The organism is Corynebacterium sp. HMSC077D03 (genome assembly GCF_001808545.1).
In the GTDB taxonomy this organism is placed as follows: domain Bacteria; phylum Actinomycetota; class Actinomycetes; order Mycobacteriales; family Mycobacteriaceae; genus Corynebacterium; species Corynebacterium simulans.
On sequence record NZ_KV793652.1, the window covers coordinates 91,872 to 108,651 of the forward strand.

Genomic DNA, 16,780 nt, shown 5'->3' on the forward strand with positions numbered 1-16,780 from the left:
AACATGTCGCATATTGATGAACTCGCTCAACTCGGTACCTCTACCTGGTTGGACGATCTTTCCCGCGAGCGCCTAGACTCCGGCAACCTCGAGGAGATCATCTCCTCCAAGTCCATCGTGGGTGTCACCACAAACCCGGCCATCTTCGCCGCTGCGATGTCCAAGGGCACCGCTTACGATGCCGCGATTGCGCAGCTTAAGGAAGAGGGAGCAAAGGCTGACGACGCCGTCTATGCCCTTGCCATCGAGGATGTTGCCCGCGCATGCGATATGTTCGCAGGAATCTACGAGGCATCTTTAGGCCGCGACGGGCGCGTTTCCATCGAGGTCGATCCCCGCATCTCCGCCGATGCCGAGGCCACCATCCAGCAGGCACGCGAGCTGTGGGCGCGCGTTAACCGTCCGAACCTGATGATCAAGGTTCCAGCCACCGAGGGTTCCCTTCCGGCCATCGCTGACGCGCTTGCCGATGGCATCTCCGTCAACGTCACCTTGATCTTCTCCGTCGAGCGCTACGGTGAAGTCATCGACACCTTCAAGAAGGGCCTGCGCCGCGCCGAGAAGGCCGGCCACGACGTTTCCAAGATTCACTCCGTGGCTTCCTTCTTCGTCTCCCGTTTGGACAGCGAAGTCGACAAGCGCCTCGAGGCAATCGGAAGCGATGCTGCCTTGGCAGCGCGCGGCAAGGCGGGCGTCGCCAATGCCCAGCGCGCCTACGCCCTGTTCAAGAAGGAGCTGCTGGAGGCAGGCGATCTTCCCGCAGGAGCGAATGTGCAGCGCCCGCTGTGGGCGTCGACGGGCGTTAAAAACGCCGACTACCCCGCTACCTTGTACGTTTCCGAGTTGGCTGGCCCGCACACGGTCAACACCATGCCGGAAAAAACTATCGACGCAGTGCTAGCAGAAGGCAACTTGCACGGTGATACCCTAAGCGATTCCACCGAGCAGGCAGAAGCCGTCTTCACCGAGCTGGCAGAACTCGGTATCGACTTCGACGATGTCTTCGCAGTCCTGGAAAAAGAGGGCGTCGATAAGTTCGTCGCCGCTTGGGAAGAACTTCTGGAATCGATGGCCGCTCGCCTGTAGCTGCGGCCGCCTCTTTGGCCGCGCGCCCCGCTGACTAACCTCGGCGGGGCGCTTGTCGCTAGAATGTGTCGCTGGAGAATTAAATTGGGAAAGGAACCCCCTGTGACGGAAACGAGCGCCTGGGTAAATCCACTGCGCAACGCGAAGGACAAGCGCCTACCGCGCATCGCCGGTCCCTCGGGCATGGTGATTTTCGGTGTAACCGGTGACCTCGCTTATAAGAAACTGCTACCCGCCATTTACGACCTTGCACACCGCGGCCTCCTGCCCGCTGGTTTCACCTTGGTGGGCTATGGCCGCCGTGACTGGAACAAACAAGAGTTCTGCGACTACGTGATGGGCGCAGTCAAGGCAGGCGCCCGTACCAAGTTCAACGAGCACGTCTGGCAGCACCTGGCGCAGGGCATCGAGTTCGTGCACGGAGCTTTTGATGACGCCGGCTTCGACGCCCTGTCCGCACGCTTGGCGGAGCTAGATTCCTCCCGCGGTACCGGCGGCAACTGGGCTTATTATCTTTCTGTTCCACCGGAGTTCTTCTCCAGCATCTGCCACCAGCTTGAGCGCGTTGGCATGGCCAACAGCGCTGACGATTCTTGGCGCCGCGTCATCATTGAAAAACCTTTCGGCCACGACCAAGCATCTGCTCGTGAACTCAATGAGATTGTCAACGCGGTCTTTCCGGAGTCTTCCGTCTTCCGCATTGACCACTACCTTGGCAAGGAAACCGTCCAGAACATTATGGCGCTGCGCTTTGCCAACCAGATCTTCGAGCCGATGTGGAATGCGCACTACATCGACCATGTGCAGATCACTATGGCAGAGGACATCGGCTTGGGAGGCCGCGCCGGTTACTATGACGGCATCGGCGCCGCCCGCGACGTCATCCAGAACCACCTGTTGCAGCTGCTCGCCCTCGTAGCTATGGAAGAGCCTTCTTCCTTTGAACCGGAGGCACTACAGGCGGAAAAGATCAAGGTCTTGCGCGCGACCCAGCCGGTTCACCCGTTGAACAAGACCACTGCCCGCGGCCAGTATTCTGCAGGTTGGCAGGGCTCCGAGTACGTGCGGGGCCTGCGTGAGGAGGACGGATTCGATCCTGCTTCTACCACTGAGACCTATGCAGCTTGCACCCTTGAGGTCAACTCCCGTCGCTGGGCCGGTGTGCCTTTCTACCTGCGCACCGGCAAACGCCTCGGCCGCCGCGTCACCGAGATCGCACTGGTATTCAAGACCGCCCCGCACCAGCCGTTCAACAACGGTCAGGCAGAGGCTCTCGGCCAGAATGCCGTGGTCATTCGCGTCCAACCAGACGAGGGCGTAACAATGCGCTTCGGTTCAAAGGTGCCGGGTTCCACCATGGAAGTCCGCGATGTCAACATGGACTTCGCCTACGCAGAGGCCTTCACCGAGGAATCTCCTGAGGCTTATGAGCGCCTCATCCTCGATGCTTTGCTCGACGAGTCCTCGCTTTTCCCGACCAACGAGGAAGTCGAGCTCTCCTGGTCCATCCTCGACCCAATTCTTGACTATTGGGCCAAGGCCGGGCAGCCAGAAGAATACCCAGCGGGCACTTGGGGCCCTGAATCCGCCAACACGATGCTGCGCCGCCGGGGCCATACCTGGCGTCGCCCTTAAGGAGGCTACAGCGATGATTATCCCATTGCCTGATACCACGACCCGCAAGATCTCCAAGAAGCTCGTTGAGGCGCAGGAGCACTACACGCTGACCACTGGCCGCGTGCTCACACTTATTGTTGCCGCTAACGAGGGCGACGATATCGAGGGAATCCTAGCCTCCGTTCGCGACGCTTCGCACGAGCACCCCTCCCGCGTGCTCGTCGTCATCGCCGGCTCCGGCGACAAGGAAACCCACCTCGATGCCGAGCTGCGCGTCGGCGGTGAGGCTGGTGCCTCGGAGATTGTCGTCATGCACCTGCACGGCGACCTAGCTGAGCAGTCCGAGTCCGTGGTTATCCCGCTGCTGCTTCCGGATACGCCACTGGTTGCTTGGTGGCCCACCAAGTGCCCAGCTAATCCAGCGCAGAGCCCAATCGGCAAGCTGGCGCAGCGCCGGATCACCAACGTGGCCTACGGGGATGGGGCGAGCCATGAGGAGCTCATGCAGCTCTCCCGCGGCTATACCCCGGGGGACTCGGATATGTCTTGGGCAGCCATTACCCTGTGGCGCGGCATCGTAGCATCGGCGCTTGACCGCCACCCACATGAGCCGGTCGAGTCCGTGGAGATCTGCGGAGCGGCAGAAAGCCCGGCCGCTGACTTTGCTGCGGGCTGGCTTGTCGACGCCCTGGGTGTTCCGGTAACCAGGAAAACAACGGCTGCTCCGGAGCCGGGGGCGTTTCCTATCCACTCCCTGCGCTTTAACCGCGTATCCTCACACGTAACAGTCGACGTCGTCGACGTTAGCACCGTCCGTGTACAGGTTCCGGGTTCCCCGGATTCCCTGGTCTCGTTGAGCGTGCGTTCGCAGGCAGAAATCCTCTCTGAGGACCTGCGCCACCTCGACTCTGACAAGACATATGCGCACTCGCTTCGCGCACTGTCGCGCGTGGACTACAGTTAGTCGTACATCTTTATTTTTTACACCCCTTTTAAGGATCAAACACACATGGTTACTCTTCACCGCGTAAGCGATGTAGACGAACTCATATCCTCTGCCGCCCGCAAATTCATCGACGTAGTCACGTCGGTCCAGGCCCCGGGCGGCGGCCTTCACAACGACGGCGTGGCGCGCGTTGTTCTCACCGGCGGTGGTGCCGGCATCGGAACTCTGCGCGAGCTGGCTCGCCTCGATGCCGCTGCGAAGCAGCAGAGTGAGGATTACCCAGCCTTGGCCATCGATTGGACCCGCGTGCATGTCTTCTTTGGTGATGAGCGCAATGTTCCAGTCTCCGATCCTGATTCCAATGAGGGCCAGGCCCGTGCAGCACTCCTGCACGCAGCGGGCGTTCCGGAAGAGCACATTCACGGTCTCGACTTGGGCGCTATCGCCATGGAGCATGCGGCGAAGGCCTATGCGGGCGAGATTTCTGAATTCGCACCTAACGGCTTCGACCTACACCTGCTCGGCATGGGCGGCGAGGGCCACATCAACTCCATGTTCCCGCATTCTGAGGCAGTAATGGAACAAGAAGACCTCGTTGTAGCAGTCCCCGACTCTCCCAAGCCACCAGCAGAGCGCGTCACGCTGACGTTGCCTGCGGTTAACCGCTCCGAGCGTGTGTGGTTCTTGGTCTCCGGTGAGGAAAAGGCTGAGGCGGCCTCCCACATCGTGGCCGGCTCCCCTGCCATCGAATGGCCTGCAGCCGGTGCGCATGGCACTAGCGAAACCGTTCTTTTCCTAAGCGACGATGCTGCGACGGTAATCGAAGAATAAGCAGAAAATTAAAAGGCCGCGCTTCCTTAAAAGTAAAGGAAGCGCGGCCTTTCTTTAAGCCTGCTTAGGCTTTAAACGGCGTATGCCTGGATCAGGTTGAGCGCTACGATGCAGGCCAACCAGATGATAACCATCACGATGGTGTAGCGGTCCAAGTTCTTCTCCACGACGGTGGAGCCAGAAAGGTTGGACTGGACGCCGCCGCCGAAGAGGCTGGAAAGTCCGCCGCCCTTGCCCTTGTGCAGCAACACAAAGATGGACATGAGGATCGCGGCAATCACCAGGATGATTTCCAGTGCCAAGATCATAGGATCGTTCCTCTCAGAATTTATTAATTAACTCCGGACTACTCTACACCACGACGTGGGCCGAAGAATACTTCGACCCACGTGCGTAGCGCTGGTTATCCAGTACCTATTCCTTACCTACTCCTTGACTCGGTGCTTAGGCAACGGTGGATGCGTTTGCAGCGAGCTTGGCAAATTCGTCGCCTACCAAGGAAGCTCCGCCGACTAGCCCGCCATCGACGTCGGGCTTGCCCACGATCTCGGCGACGGAGTCAACCTTGACGGAACCGCCGTAGAGAATACGAATGCCTTCCGCCACCTCTTCGCCCGCAAGTTCGCGTACAAGAGCACGGATTGCAGCGCAAACCTCCTGGGCGTCGTCAGCGGAGGCAACCTTGCCGGTGCCGATGGCCCAGACAGGCTCATAGGCAACGACGGTCTTAGACAAGTCCTCAGCGGACAGGCCTGCGAGGGAATTGCGGGTCTGGTTGACCACGTAGTCAACGTGGGTGCCGGACTCGCGAACGTCGAGCGGCTCGCCGACGCACACGATCGGGCTCAGGCCGTGCTTGAGTGCTGCAGCAGCCTTTTCCGATACGAGCTCGTCGGTCTCGCCGTGGTACTCGCGGCGCTCAGAGTGGCCAACTACGGCCCACTTGCAGCCCAAGGATGCAAGCATCTTGCCTGAGACCTCACCGGTGTAGGCGCCAGAATCGTGCTTGGAGATGTCCTGTGCGCCGTAGGTCAGAAGCAGCTTGTCGCCCTCGGAGAGGGTCTGCATGGTGCGCAGATCAGTAAACGGCACCATGAAGGCGACGTCGACCTTGTCGTAGTAGTCCTTCGGCAGAGAGAAGTCGAACTTCTGGATGGAGGCGATTGCTTCCTTGTGGTCCAGGTTCATCTTCCAGTTACCGGCAATCAGTGGTTTACGTGCCATGGAAAATTTTCCTTTCAGGTTTTATTGTGCGTAGGCCTGTGTAACTGCGGCGCTTATGCCTGCAGAACAGATACGCCCGGCAGTTCCTTACCCTCGAGGAACTCGAGGGATGCGCCGCCGCCGGTGGAGATGTGGGAAAAGCCCTCTTCATTCAGGCCAAGCAGGCGAACCGAAGCGGCGGAGTCGCCACCGCCGACGACGGTGAAGGAGCCGTTGTTTTCGGTGGCAGAGATGATGGACTTAGCCACGCCTTCGGTGCCCTTGGAGAATGCCTCCATCTCGAATACGCCCATCGGACCATTCCAGAATACGGTCTTAGAGGATGCAATAACCTCGTCGAATGCCTTAACGGACTCAGGTCCAATGTCCAGGGACATCCAGCCCTCTGGGATGCCGTCGAGGGCGACAACCTTGTTTTCCGCATCAGCGTTGAACTCGGTAGCAGCAATGAGGTCTACCGGCAGAACAAGCTTGTCACCGAAGCGCTCGAGCAGGTCCTTGCAGTTGTCGATCTGGTCTTCCTGCAGCAGAGAGTTCTGAACGTTGTAGCCCTTTGCCGCGAGCAGGGTGTAGCACATGCCTCCACCAATGATGACCTTGTCAGCCTTATCTGCCAGCGCTTCGATGACGCCGAGCTTGTCAGAGACCTTCGCGCCGCCGAGGACAACCACGTATGGGTGTTCTGGCTTTTCAGCGACAGCTGCGAGAGTCTCGACTTCCTTCTGCACGAGTTTGCCTGCAAACGCCGGCAGGCGCTTAGCGACGTCGTATACGGAAGCCTGCGCGCGGTGGACAACGCCAAAACCGTCGGAGACGAAGGCGCCGTTATCCGCAGCCAAGGCAGCGAGCTCATCAGCGAAAGCGCCGCGCTCAGCCTCATCCTTGGAGGTCTCGCGAGCATCGAAACGCACGTTCTCGATCAGCATGACGTCACCGTCGTTAAGACCGTTTGCGCGCTCGTGTGCGTCCTCACCGGTTACGTCGCCAGCAAGCGCTACGTATTGACCCAGTGCCTCAGAAAGAGCCTCTGCTACCGGTGCCAGGGAGTACTTCTCGTTTACCTCGCCCTTTGGACGGCCCAGGTGTGCGGAAAGGATGACCTTGGCGCCACCTTCAACGAGTGCCTTGATGGTTGGCAGGGATGCGGTGATACGTCCGGAGTCAGTAATGTTGCCTTCCTCGTCGAGCGGCACATTGAAGTCGGATCGTACGAGGACGTGGCGGGACTCCACACCCTCTGCGATGAGGTCATCAAGGGTCTTGAAAGCCATTGGATTCTCCTTCATTGAAATCTTTAAAAAGCGTTCTATACAAGACTACCGGCCCACGCATGACCCTTGGGCGGGAAATTGCGTGAGCCGGTAGAACATCTAAGCCAAGCCTCTAGTTAAGACTTGCAAGCGCCGAGCTTAAAGCTTGGAAGCGACCAAGGAGGTGGTGCGCACGAGCTGGTTGGTGTAGCCCCACTCGTTGTCGTACCAGCCAAGGACCTTGACGAGGTTGCCGTTGGAGACCTTGGTCATGCCGGCGTCGAAGATGCAACCGTGTGGGTCGGTGATGATGTCGGTGGAAACGATTGGGTCTTCGGTGTATGCGAGGGTCTCGCCGAACTCGCCAACAGAGGCTTCCTTGATTGCAGCGTTGATTTCCTCAACGGTGACGTCGCGGGAAGCGGTGAAAGTCAGGTCGGTTGCGGAACCGGTGATGGTCGGAACGCGCATTGCGTAGCCGTCCAGCTTGCCTTCAAGCTCCGGAAGAACCAGTGCAACTGCCTTTGCAGCGCCGGTGGAGGTCGGAACCATGTTGACCGCTGCAGCGCGTGCACGGCGTGGGTCCTTGTGTGGTGCATCCTGGATGCGCTGGTCACCGGTGTAGGAGTGAACGGTGGTCATCAGGCCCTTCTCGATGCCGAACTTGTCATTGAGGACCTTTGCCATCGGTGCCAGGCAGTTGGTTGTGCAGGAAGCTGCGGAAATAACGTTGTGCTTCGCAGCGTCGTATTCGTCGGAGTTGACGCCGTAGACGAAGGTGCCGTCAACGTTCTTGCCCGGTGCAGAAATGATGACCTTCTTGGCGCCAGCCTCGATGTGAGCCTTTGCTGCCTCACCATCGGTAAAGAAGCCGGTGGACTCGATAACGATGTCAACGTTGTGTTCGGACCAGTTCAAGTTCTTTGGATCGCGCTCAGCAGAAACTGCGATGCGGTGGCCGTTGACGGTGATGGACTCGTCATCATGAGTGATCTCGCCGTCGAAGCGGCCGAGAACGGAATCGTACTTGAGAAGATTTGCCAGGCTGCCGTTGTCGGTGAGGTCGTTGACTGCAACTACCTCGAGGTCGGAGTCGCCCTGGGCAACTGCACGGAAGAAGTTGCGGCCGATGCGGCCAAAGCCATTGATGCCTACGCGGATGGTCACTGTTTTTCTCCTCTATAAATCGAGTAAAAGTTATGTGGGCTCCGAGGCATCTCCTCTAGTTCGTCTTTGGTGCGAAGAACCTCGGTGAGTTTTCCCAACACGGCCGATACTACCGAGCAAACACCAAGCATGCAGCGGTCAAAGGGCCACCCGAGGCTTTCTAGAACCAGGTAATGACGAAAGGCAAAAACAGGCGTACAATTTTTGGCTCACATGACTAATCCGCACCGAAAACCCCCTGCACTACCCCCGAGTTTGTCCGTATGTGTTGGTTTATGTTGCCTGGGGTGGGATATATCACTCCCCCAGCTCAGCCCTGATTAGCAAACATATCCAGCAGGTACCAGACGCAGCAATGCTGGGCGTAAAGTATCCGCCTACTCCCGAATGTGCCTGTTTTGCCCGAACAAAACCGCCCCGTCCGATCGGACAAGGCGGCTGGCGGCTAAGGCTTTGATCGAAACCTTGAAAATCAGAAACTTTTTCACCTAGTAAAGTCTACGACTCGTCAAAAAGATCATCAGTGATCGATTCGTTGGTGTCCGGAATATCAAGCTCCTCGGCGCGCTTATCTGCCATGGAAAGCAAGCGCCGGATGCGTCCGGCAACAGCATCCTTAGTCATTGGAGGATCAGCCAGGCGTCCCAGTTCCTCCAAGGAGGCCTCGCGGTGCTGGACGCGCAGGCGGCCCGCATCTGCGAGGTGCTCGGGCACGTCGTCGCCCAATATTTCCATCGCGCGCTCTACACGGGCGGCGGCAGCTACCGCAGCACGCGCGGAACGGCGCAAATTAGCATCATCGAAGTTATCCAGGCGCTTCGAGGTATCGTGCGCCTCGCGCTTGACGCGCTTCTTCTCCCACGTCAAGCGGGTTTCCTGAGCGCCCATGCGGGTCAACAAGGCGCCAATAGCATCGCCATCGCGCACAACGACGCGATCGGCGCCACGGGTTTCCTTGGTTTTTGCAGAGATTCCCAGGCGGCGTGCACAGCCCACCAAAGCCAGCGCGGCCTCTTGGCAAGGGCATAGCACCTCGAGGGTAGAAGAACGGCCCGGCTCGGTCAGCGTCCCTTGGGCAAGGAATGCGCCCCTCCATGCGGCCTCGTTGTCGGCGATAGAGCCCGAGATTACCTGCGGCGGCAGTCCCACCACCGGATGGCCCGAACGAGTGACCAACCCTAGGCGACGCGTTAGCTCCTTTGCGCCGGAGGCAACGCGCAGCTGAACGCGAGACTTCTTCTGCGAACCGGCCGGCCCCACAACATGCGAGGTTGCCTTCACGCTGTAGAGGTCATCGAGGGCTTCGATGAGCCGCTCGGCAATGCGCAGATTGTCCACTTCGATTTCGTAGGCCATCTGGTCCCCGCTTACGGTCAGCTCGCCGGCAAAGCGCAACATGGCGGAAATTTCCGCGGCACGAGCGGACTGGCGTGGAACGGAGACTGCTGTGAGTTCATCCTTGACCTGTTCGGTCAATGAAGCAGACAAAGTCCTTGCCCCTTTCTCAATGATTCTTGCTGTACAGACCGAGCATCATCCAACCAGGTCTGCGCAGACGCGGTATGCCCTATCAGGCACGGAATGCCTTATACAGACATAGAGAAACACTAGTCTAGCCTGCACGATAAATCCTTGGCCGCACTAGGCTAGCTTTGCTCGAGCAATCCTTTCAACGCAGCAGAAAGCTTGTGTGGATCATGCTTGTTTAGACGCACGCCGTTTTCATCACGCAGGCTAACGTCAGCGAATACCGCTTGGGCGCCCAGTACGTTGGCTGCGCGCTGCAGATAGCTGCGCTCACTCTCACTAGGGATAGCGTTGGAATCCACCAAGACGCGGTCGATGCGCAGTTCCGGCGCATGCTGCGCCAACACGTGGAGATGCCGCTCCGCAGAAAAGCCCTGAGTCTCGCCCGGCTCTGCCGAAAGGTTCAGCACAACCACGCGCATCGCGGAAGAGTTCTTCACAGTGTTCACGATTTCCGGCACCAGCACGTGCGGTAGCACCGAGCTAAACCAAGAGCCGGGGCCGATGGTGATGAGGTCGGCGTCGGAAAGCGCGGCCAAAGCGTTCGGATTGGCCTGTGGATGCGCCGGAAGGATGCGTACGCGACGTACCTGACCCGGAGTGGAAGCCACCGCCACTTGGCCGCGTACGGCCCGCATGATGCGGGGATCCTCGTCAAGTCCGGCGACCTCCGCCTCGATGTCCAGCGGCTGATTGACCACCGGCAGCACGCGGCCGCGGGAATTGGTCAGCTGGGCTACCTTATCCAGGGCCGCCTGATAATCGCCGAGAACCTCAGTCAGGCCAGCAATAAGCAAATTACCCACGGCGTGCCCTGCCATCGCACCGTTGCCCCGGAAACGATGTTGCAACGTCTCTGCCCACATTTGGCCAGTTTCCGTGTCATCGGAAAGCGCGGCCAGCGCCATGCGCAGATCACCGGGTGGAATGATGTCCAGCTCACGGCGCAGACGCCCTGAAGAGCCACCGTCATCGGCGACGGTAACTATGGCTGAGATCCGCTCCACGCCCGTCATCTGGGCAGCAAGAAGGGTTTGATAAAGACCATGGCCGCCACCGAGGCAAGCCATGTGGGTTTGTCGAGTCATTGGTGGATTTATAAGCTTTCCGGGTCAATTGTGCAAGGAAATAGAAAAACTAGCCGCGTTGAATATCGCGGTGCAGAGCGTTTACCTCGAGGTCTCCGCGCTGACGCAGGCGCCGGGTCAATTCCTCGGCAACGGCAACGGAACGGTGGTGGCCGCCCGTACAGCCGACGCCAACTGTGATGAAGTTCTTGCCCTCGTGACGATAGCCCTTGAGCATGGTGCCGAACATATCCAGAAAGTGCTCAATGAACTTCTCGGCGGCAGGATGGGCCAAGACATAATCCGAGACCGGCTCATCGGTGCCACGGTAGCCGCGCAGCTCCGGAACCCAATAAGGATTGGGCAAGAATCGCACGTCAAGCACAAGGTCTGCATCGCGAGGCGAGCCATTTTTAAAGCCAAAGGACTCGACGGTGACGTGCTGGACGTCTTTGCGCATATCACCGAAGGCGGCCTCCATCGCACGCCGCAGATCATGGATGGAGAGATTGGTGGTATCGATGATGATGTCCGCACGCTCGCGGGCATGCGCGATGGCTTTTCGCTCCCTCTGAATGCCTGCCTTCAGCGTGTCTCCACCCTGTAGGGGGTGGGTACGGCGCACGGAATCGAAACGGCGAATCAAAACGTCATCGCGTGCATCGAGAAACAGTACCGTTGGCTTCATGCCGAGTTCGGTAACTTCATCGATGGTCTCCAGCAGCGAACCTAGAAACATACGGGAACGCACGTCAGTTACCGCTGCGACCTTCTTAACCTTGGTCTCCTCCATCGCGCACAGCTTGAGAAGATCAATGATGGCCTTCGGCGGGATGTTGTGGGCAACGTAGTAGCCTTTGTCCTCCAAGACTTTGGCTGCGGAGGTCAAGCCACCACCCGACATACCGGTGATGAAGATGGGCGGGGATTCTAAGTGCGTCATGCAGCCCATCTTAGCCCGCGAAGACTTATAGAACACTGAATTTCTTTAACCATGCAGATGTTCATAGACCACACCGGCAAGTTTCGGGCCAAAGCCCTTGACCGCTGCGATCTCCTCCGCCGAGGCTTCCTTGAGCTTTTTCACCGAGCCAAAATGCTTGACCAAATCGGTGCGGCGCTGCGGCCCCAAGCCCGGCACCGAATCCAGTACCGAAGAACGCATGCGCTTGGAACGCTGCTGGCGGTGATAAGTAATAGCAAAGCGGTGTGCCTCGTCGCGGATCTGCTGTAGCAAGTACAGCGCCTGCGAGTTACGCGGGAGAATAACCGGTTCATCATCACCCGGGACCCAGATTTCCTCCAAGCGCTTTGCAAGGCCAACGAGGGTCACGTCCACGATACCGAGCTCATCAAATACCTCTTGCGCTGCCGCAACCTGCGGAGCGCCACCGTCCACGATGAATAGCTGCGGCGGGTAGGCAAAACGACGTCCCGCTTCTGCGGATTCTTCCTGCACATTCTCGTCGTCGAAGGTGGACTCCTCGACTTCCTCGTCTGGGTTGGCGAGCTTGTCCTCGTTGTGGCGCTTGAAACGGCGGCGAGTTACCTCGGCGATGGAGCCGACGTCATCAGAGCGACCCTCACCAGCCGCCTCCTTGATGCGGTAACGCCTGTAATCAGCCTTGCGTGGCAGACCGTCCTCAAAGACCACGAGGGAAGCAACCACATCGGTGCCTTGAATATGGGAGATATCGGTGCACTCGATGCGCAGCGGCGCCTGGTCCATCCCCAAGGCTTCCTGGATGTCCTGCAGGGCCGCCGAACGCGCGGTGAGATCACCGACGCGCTTGAGCTTGTGCTGGCGCAGCTGCTCCTTAGCGTTGCGCTCGACGGTCTCCATCAGGGAGTGCTTATCGCCGCGCTGCGGTACTCGCATATTCACCTGCGCCCCACGCAGATCCTCGAGCAGGGAGATGACTTCAGCCGACTCGTCCGGCATGGCCTGCACCAAGATCTCCCGCGGAATCACGTTGCCGCGGCGGGTTTCCGTATGCGATTCCTGGTCCACACCGCGCCTGCTAAGAGCAGCGTCTTCCTCCATCTCTTGCTGCTCGCGGTCTGCCGCATCCGAATAGAACTGGATCAGGAAGTTTTGCATCAACGCCGGCAAAGCCGGATCGCTTTCGCCTTCTTCCCACGGCCCCGTCGGGGCTTGGTCGCCTGAGCGTTCTACGACCCAGCCGCGCTGGCCACGGATGCGGCCGTCACGCACATGGAAGATCTGCACAGCGGCCTCCAGCTCATCAGAGCTAAAGGCAATGAGATCCGCATCAGTTCCGTCATTGAACACGACGGCCTGCTGCTCCATAATCTTGTTGATTGCGCCTAAGTCATCGCGCAGGCGTGCAGCAAGCTCAAACTCGAGGTTTTCCGCGGCTTGCTCCATGCGCTGGGTTAGTTCACGGGTCACGGCGGAGGTATTGCCGTTCATAAAGGAAACCAGCGAATTTACGGTCTCCCTATGATCTGCCTTCGATACCGCACCGGTACACGGTGCCGAACATTTGCCGATATATCCCAATAGACACGGACGGCCCAAGCGCTCGTGCCGGTTGTAGACGCCCTTGGAACAGGTGCGCATGGGGAACACGCGCGTGAGCAGGTCCAAGGTTTCGCGCACCGCCCAAGCATGGGAATACGGACCAAAATAACGCACGCCCTTCCGCCGCGGGCCACGGTAAAAGAAGGCGCGTGGGACGATCTCTCCTACCGATACCGCAAGCATCGGATAGGTCTTATCGTCGCGGTACATGACATTAAACCGCGGGTCGAAGCGCTTAATCCAGGTATATTCCAGCTGCAGCGCTTCCACCTCGCTGGCAACCACGGTCCATTCCACCGACGCAGCGGTAAGCACCATCTGGCGCGTGCGCGGATGCAGCTGCGTGATGTCCTGGAAATAGTTGGACAAACGTGCGCGCAGGTTCTTGGCCTTGCCTACGTAAATTACCCGGCGGTTTTCATCACGAAACTTATAAACGCCAGGCTCTGTGGGAATAGTGCCTGGCGCTGGTCGGTAGGTAGCGGGATCTGCCACTTTTTAATCCTGCGGCATGTACTTAGCTTCAAGGTCGCGGAAAGCGCGAACCTTCGAGATAACGGCGGCCTTATCGCCAGCCTGCAGTGCCCAAACCGGCACATACTCGAAGTCGGGCAACTCGATGCGCGCCATCCGCTCGCCCTCTGGGAAGGATAGTCCGTAGACGACCTGCCAAGGATAAAAACGGGTACCTACGATGTTACGCACCTCGACGCCGTCTTCATTCGCACGCAAGCGCGGGCGCGTCAGGGCCAGCCAAGACAGAACCGAGATAAGCAGGCCCACGCCGGGGAAAGCGAACTTATCGATAGTGGTGACGGCAGCACCGGTGAAGGAGATATCCAAGGTAAGGCCCATGAAAATATGGATAGCCATGACGAGGATGACCCAACCGATGGCCACCTTGCGCAAAAATTGCGACTTAGCCTCATAAATCCACGGCTTCGTCGACGTCTGCGCGAACGGATCCGCACTGGTGTAGGCCAGAACCTCGGCGTCGGTAAGCTGCGTGCGTGTCGACGTCTCGCGGGCCCCAGATTCTTGTGCGTCAGTCATTAGTTCCTTCTTCGTGGTTTACAGGCTGGCCTAGCCTGCCAGCCCATCTAGTGTACGCAATTTCAATACCGTGTCTAAAGCCGCCACCATCGACTCCGCGCCCTTGTCTTCATCTGAGGTGGCAAAGCCTGCGCGATCGACTGCCTGTGAATACTCGTTCACGGTGAGCACGCCGTTGCCCACCGGAGTGGACTCGTCTAGAGCGATGCGGGTTAGGCCCTGCGTTACGGAGTCACACACGTAATCGAAGTGCGGGGTGCCGCCCTTTACCACGCAGCCCAGCGCAACCACGGCATCGTGGGTCCGGGCCGCCGCCTGCACCACGACGGGAAGTTCGAGTGCCCCAACCACGCGAGTCTCGGTCACCTGCGCGCCACATGCACGAGCAGTCTCTACAGCGCGCTTGTGCAGCTGGTCGCAGATTTCGGCGTTCCACGTCGCGGTTACGACAGCCACGCGGATCCCCTCAGCGGGGACCAATTCAATTTCAGGCAAGCCTTCTTTAGCCATCGGAAACCTTTCTTAGTGCTTAGTTGCGGTGGTCTTCATCATTCGCGTCGTGGGCACCACCTGCTGGATGCTGCATATCCCAGTGTTCAACCTGCGGCAGGTCATGGCCCATGCGGTCACGCTTGGTGCGCAGGTAGGTGATGTTGTCCTCGTTTGCTTCCACAGCAAGCGTAGTGTGCTGAGAAGCATCGACACCAAAGCCGGCCAAACCCTCACCCTTGTGCGGATTATTAGTCATGAGGACAACGGAAGCAATGCCAAGGTCCCGCAGAATCTGACCCGCCACGGAATACTCGCGCGCGTCTTCGGGCAGGCCCTGCTCGAGATTGGCATCGACGGTGTCAAGGCCTTTGTCTTGCAAACGATAGGCTTTCAGCTTGTTCACCAAGCCAATGCCGCGGCCTTCTTGGCCACGCAGATAAATCACCACGCCACGTCCGGCTTCCTGAACCGCCTTGAGCGAAGCGTTGAGCTGAGGGCCACAATCACAGCGACGGGATCCAAACACGTCACCCGTGAGGCACTCAGAGTGCACGCGCACCAGCACGTCTTCCGCGCCGCGAAGCTCCTCGACGTCGCCTGCAACCAGCGCGATGTGCTCGTTGCCGTCGATGTCATGGGTGTATCCCAGCACATTGAACAGGCCGTGATCGGTGGGCAGGCGCGATGCCACCGAGCGGCGAATCTGGGTTTCCTTGTGGCGGCGCCAATCAATGAGCTGCTCGATGGAGATCATGGTCAGCCCATGGGTATCGGCAAAGCGTCGCAGTTCCGGCGAACGCGCCATATCGGTGGGGTCTTCCTCGGAGACGATCTCGCACAAAACGCCGGCCGGCCGCAGCCCCGCCAAGCGCGCGAGATCTACCGCAGCTTCCGTGTGTCCATCACGCTCCAGAACGCCGCTTGGGCGTGCGCTCAAAGGAACCACGTGACCCGGACGGGTGAAGTCAGAGACCGTGGTGGTCGGATCAGCCAAGCGCCGGATGGTCTCTGCTCGGGAGCCCGCGGAGATTCCCGTGGTGCCGGTCGCTGCATCTACTGTCACCGTGTAAGCGGTGGCGCGCACGTCCTCGTTAAGCGCCATCATCGGCGGCAGGTTCAGTCGCGCGCAATCTTCTGGCAACAGCGGCGCACAAATATAGCCGGAGGTGTAGCGGACCATGAAGGCCACGAGTTCTGGGGTTGCCAGCTCCGCGGCGAAAATGAGGTCGCCTTCGTTTTCTCGGTCTTCGTTGTCAACCACAACCACCGCTTTGCCGGCCGCAATATCAGCAATGGCCTGTTCAACAGTGTCGAGTTTGACGGAAGATTCTGCTGCGGTCATAAGGATTTACTTTAGCCCCTGTGGTTTGCGTCCTGCGCGTTAGGCCCGTACATCTTCTCAACGTACTTGGCCAACACATCTACTTCTAGGTTTACGGCAGCGCCGACCCCCATCGTGCCGAAGATTGTGTCGCGCAGGGTGGTTGGAATCAGCGACACCTCAAACCAGTCCGCTCCGATCGCGCTTACGGTCAACGAGGTGCCGCTAACTGCGATTGAGCCCTTCTCGACGACGTATCGTGCAAGGTCGTGGGGAAGGCTAAAGCGCAACACTTCCCAATTCTGCGAAGGGGTACGCGATAAAAGTTCTGCGGTGCCGTCCACGTGGCCTTGCATGATGTGTCCGCCCAAACGCGTGGTGGGCAAAAGCGCCCGCTCCACGTTGACGACGGAGCCCTCGCGCAACTGCCCCAGCGCCGAGCGTCGCAACGACTCGGCCATGACGTCGGCGACGAAAGCATCGCCATCCAGCGCTGCCACCGTAAGACAGACTCCGTTGACCGCAATCGAGTCACCGAGCGCGGCGTCGCTAAGCACGTGAGGCGCTCTAATCCCCAGCCGAATCGCATCGCCCTGCTCCTCAACGGAGCAGACGGTGGCTAGTTCCTCTACGAGTCCTGTAAACAAGCAAACT

16 protein-coding genes are annotated in these 16,780 nt (G+C 59.1%); 4 read left to right on the plus strand and 12 right to left on the minus strand.

Annotated features, from left to right (window positions below; translation table 11 throughout):
• Positions 1-3: 3 nt before the first annotated feature.
• From tal to pgl, 4 genes are all read left to right on the plus strand, one after another.
• Positions 4-1,086 carry a transaldolase gene (gene tal, locus HMPREF2888_RS00435; RefSeq protein ID WP_070518061.1) on the plus strand — a complete coding sequence of 361 codons (1,083 nt, stop codon included), beginning with the start codon at positions 4-6 and terminating at the stop codon, positions 1,084-1,086.
• Between the two features lie 63 nt (positions 1,087-1,149).
• On the plus strand, positions 1,150-2,721 hold the full coding sequence (zwf, locus tag HMPREF2888_RS00440) for a glucose-6-phosphate dehydrogenase (RefSeq protein ID WP_083296590.1): 1,572 nt from the start codon (positions 1,150-1,152) through the stop codon (positions 2,719-2,721).
• A gap of 13 nt (positions 2,722-2,734) precedes the next feature.
• Complete coding sequence (locus tag HMPREF2888_RS00445) at positions 2,735-3,667, plus strand: glucose-6-phosphate dehydrogenase assembly protein OpcA (protein ID WP_061922333.1); 933 nt, start codon at positions 2,735-2,737, stop codon at positions 3,665-3,667.
• Positions 3,668-3,712: 45 nt separating this feature from the next.
• Positions 3,713-4,480, plus strand: coding sequence for a 6-phosphogluconolactonase (gene pgl, locus HMPREF2888_RS00450; protein ID WP_062040905.1), 768 nt, complete (start codon positions 3,713-3,715; stop codon positions 4,478-4,480).
• 71 nt (positions 4,481-4,551) lie between these two features.
• Here the strand turns inward: pgl and secG are convergent, their stop codons facing one another.
• The 12 genes from secG to HMPREF2888_RS00510 all read right to left on the minus strand — a co-directional run bounded on the left by secG (position 4,552) and on the right by HMPREF2888_RS00510 (position 16,773).
• On the minus strand, positions 4,552-4,788 hold the full coding sequence (gene secG, locus HMPREF2888_RS00455; protein WP_061922327.1) for a preprotein translocase subunit SecG: 237 nt from the start codon (positions 4,786-4,788) through the stop codon (positions 4,552-4,554).
• Positions 4,789-4,924: 136 nt separating this feature from the next.
• Positions 4,925-5,704 (minus strand): triose-phosphate isomerase, encoded by a 780-nt coding sequence (tpiA, locus tag HMPREF2888_RS00460; RefSeq protein WP_061922325.1) that lies wholly within the window; start codon positions 5,702-5,704, stop codon positions 4,925-4,927.
• A 53-nt stretch (positions 5,705-5,757) separates the two neighbouring features.
• A complete protein-coding gene (pgk, locus tag HMPREF2888_RS00465) occupies positions 5,758-6,975 on the minus strand; it encodes a phosphoglycerate kinase (protein WP_061922322.1) in 1,218 nt (405 codons plus the stop codon).
• Between the two features lie 138 nt (positions 6,976-7,113).
• A complete protein-coding gene (gene gap, locus HMPREF2888_RS00470) occupies positions 7,114-8,121 on the minus strand; it encodes a type I glyceraldehyde-3-phosphate dehydrogenase (RefSeq protein WP_061922319.1) in 1,008 nt (335 codons plus the stop codon).
• 498 nt (positions 8,122-8,619) lie between these two features.
• Positions 8,620-9,609 (minus strand): DNA-binding protein WhiA, encoded by a 990-nt coding sequence (gene whiA, locus HMPREF2888_RS00475; RefSeq protein WP_061922316.1) that lies wholly within the window; start codon positions 9,607-9,609, stop codon positions 8,620-8,622.
• A gap of 158 nt (positions 9,610-9,767) precedes the next feature.
• Positions 9,768-10,736 carry a gluconeogenesis factor YvcK family protein gene (gene yvcK, locus HMPREF2888_RS00480; protein ID WP_061922313.1) on the minus strand — a complete coding sequence of 323 codons (969 nt, stop codon included), beginning with the start codon at positions 10,734-10,736 and terminating at the stop codon, positions 9,768-9,770.
• A 49-nt stretch (positions 10,737-10,785) separates the two neighbouring features.
• Positions 10,786-11,658, minus strand: a complete 873-nt coding sequence (gene rapZ, locus HMPREF2888_RS00485) for an RNase adapter RapZ (protein ID WP_141744794.1) — start codon at positions 11,656-11,658, stop codon at positions 10,786-10,788.
• Between the two features lie 45 nt (positions 11,659-11,703).
• Positions 11,704-13,755 carry an excinuclease ABC subunit UvrC gene (uvrC, locus tag HMPREF2888_RS00490; RefSeq protein WP_061922310.1) on the minus strand — a complete coding sequence of 684 codons (2,052 nt, stop codon included), beginning with the start codon at positions 13,753-13,755 and terminating at the stop codon, positions 11,704-11,706.
• 3 nt (positions 13,756-13,758) lie between these two features.
• A complete protein-coding gene (locus tag HMPREF2888_RS00495) occupies positions 13,759-14,313 on the minus strand; it encodes a PH domain-containing protein (protein ID WP_061922307.1) in 555 nt (184 codons plus the stop codon).
• Between the two features lie 30 nt (positions 14,314-14,343).
• A complete protein-coding gene (gene ribH, locus HMPREF2888_RS00500; RefSeq protein WP_061922304.1) occupies positions 14,344-14,823 on the minus strand; it encodes a 6,7-dimethyl-8-ribityllumazine synthase in 480 nt (159 codons plus the stop codon).
• 19 nt (positions 14,824-14,842) lie between these two features.
• Positions 14,843-16,147 carry a bifunctional 3,4-dihydroxy-2-butanone-4-phosphate synthase/GTP cyclohydrolase II gene (locus HMPREF2888_RS00505; RefSeq protein WP_061922301.1) on the minus strand — a complete coding sequence of 435 codons (1,305 nt, stop codon included), beginning with the start codon at positions 16,145-16,147 and terminating at the stop codon, positions 14,843-14,845.
• Positions 16,148-16,158: 11 nt separating this feature from the next.
• Positions 16,159-16,773 carry a riboflavin synthase gene (locus tag HMPREF2888_RS00510; RefSeq protein WP_061922298.1) on the minus strand — a complete coding sequence of 205 codons (615 nt, stop codon included), beginning with the start codon at positions 16,771-16,773 and terminating at the stop codon, positions 16,159-16,161.
• Positions 16,774-16,780: the final 7 nt, after the last annotated feature.

Coding starts and splice junctions, on each gene's coding strand:
- tal (WP_070518061.1), top strand. CDS start 4: ATGTCGCATATTGATGAACTCGCTCAACTCGGTACCTCTACCTGGTTG.
- zwf (WP_083296590.1), top strand. CDS start 1,150: ATGTGTCGCTGGAGAATTAAATTGGGAAAGGAACCCCCTGTGACGGAA.
- HMPREF2888_RS00445 (WP_061922333.1), top strand. CDS start 2,735: ATGATTATCCCATTGCCTGATACCACGACCCGCAAGATCTCCAAGAAG.
- pgl (WP_062040905.1), top strand. CDS start 3,713: ATGGTTACTCTTCACCGCGTAAGCGATGTAGACGAACTCATATCCTCT.
- secG (WP_061922327.1), bottom strand. CDS start 4,788: ATGATCTTGGCACTGGAAATCATCCTGGTGATTGCCGCGATCCTCATG.
- tpiA (WP_061922325.1), bottom strand. CDS start 5,704: ATGGCACGTAAACCACTGATTGCCGGTAACTGGAAGATGAACCTGGAC.
- pgk (WP_061922322.1), bottom strand. CDS start 6,975: ATGGCTTTCAAGACCCTTGATGACCTCATCGCAGAGGGTGTGGAGTCC.
- yvcK (WP_061922313.1), bottom strand. CDS start 10,736: ATGACTCGACAAACCCACATGGCTTGCCTCGGTGGCGGCCATGGTCTT.
- rapZ (WP_141744794.1), bottom strand. CDS start 11,658: ATGACGCACTTAGAATCCCCGCCCATCTTCATCACCGGTATGTCGGGT.
- HMPREF2888_RS00495 (WP_061922307.1), bottom strand. CDS start 14,313: ATGACTGACGCACAAGAATCTGGGGCCCGCGAGACGTCGACACGCACG.
- ribH (WP_061922304.1), bottom strand. CDS start 14,823: ATGGCTAAAGAAGGCTTGCCTGAAATTGAATTGGTCCCCGCTGAGGGG.
- HMPREF2888_RS00505 (WP_061922301.1), bottom strand. CDS start 16,147: ATGACCGCAGCAGAATCTTCCGTCAAACTCGACACTGTTGAACAGGCC.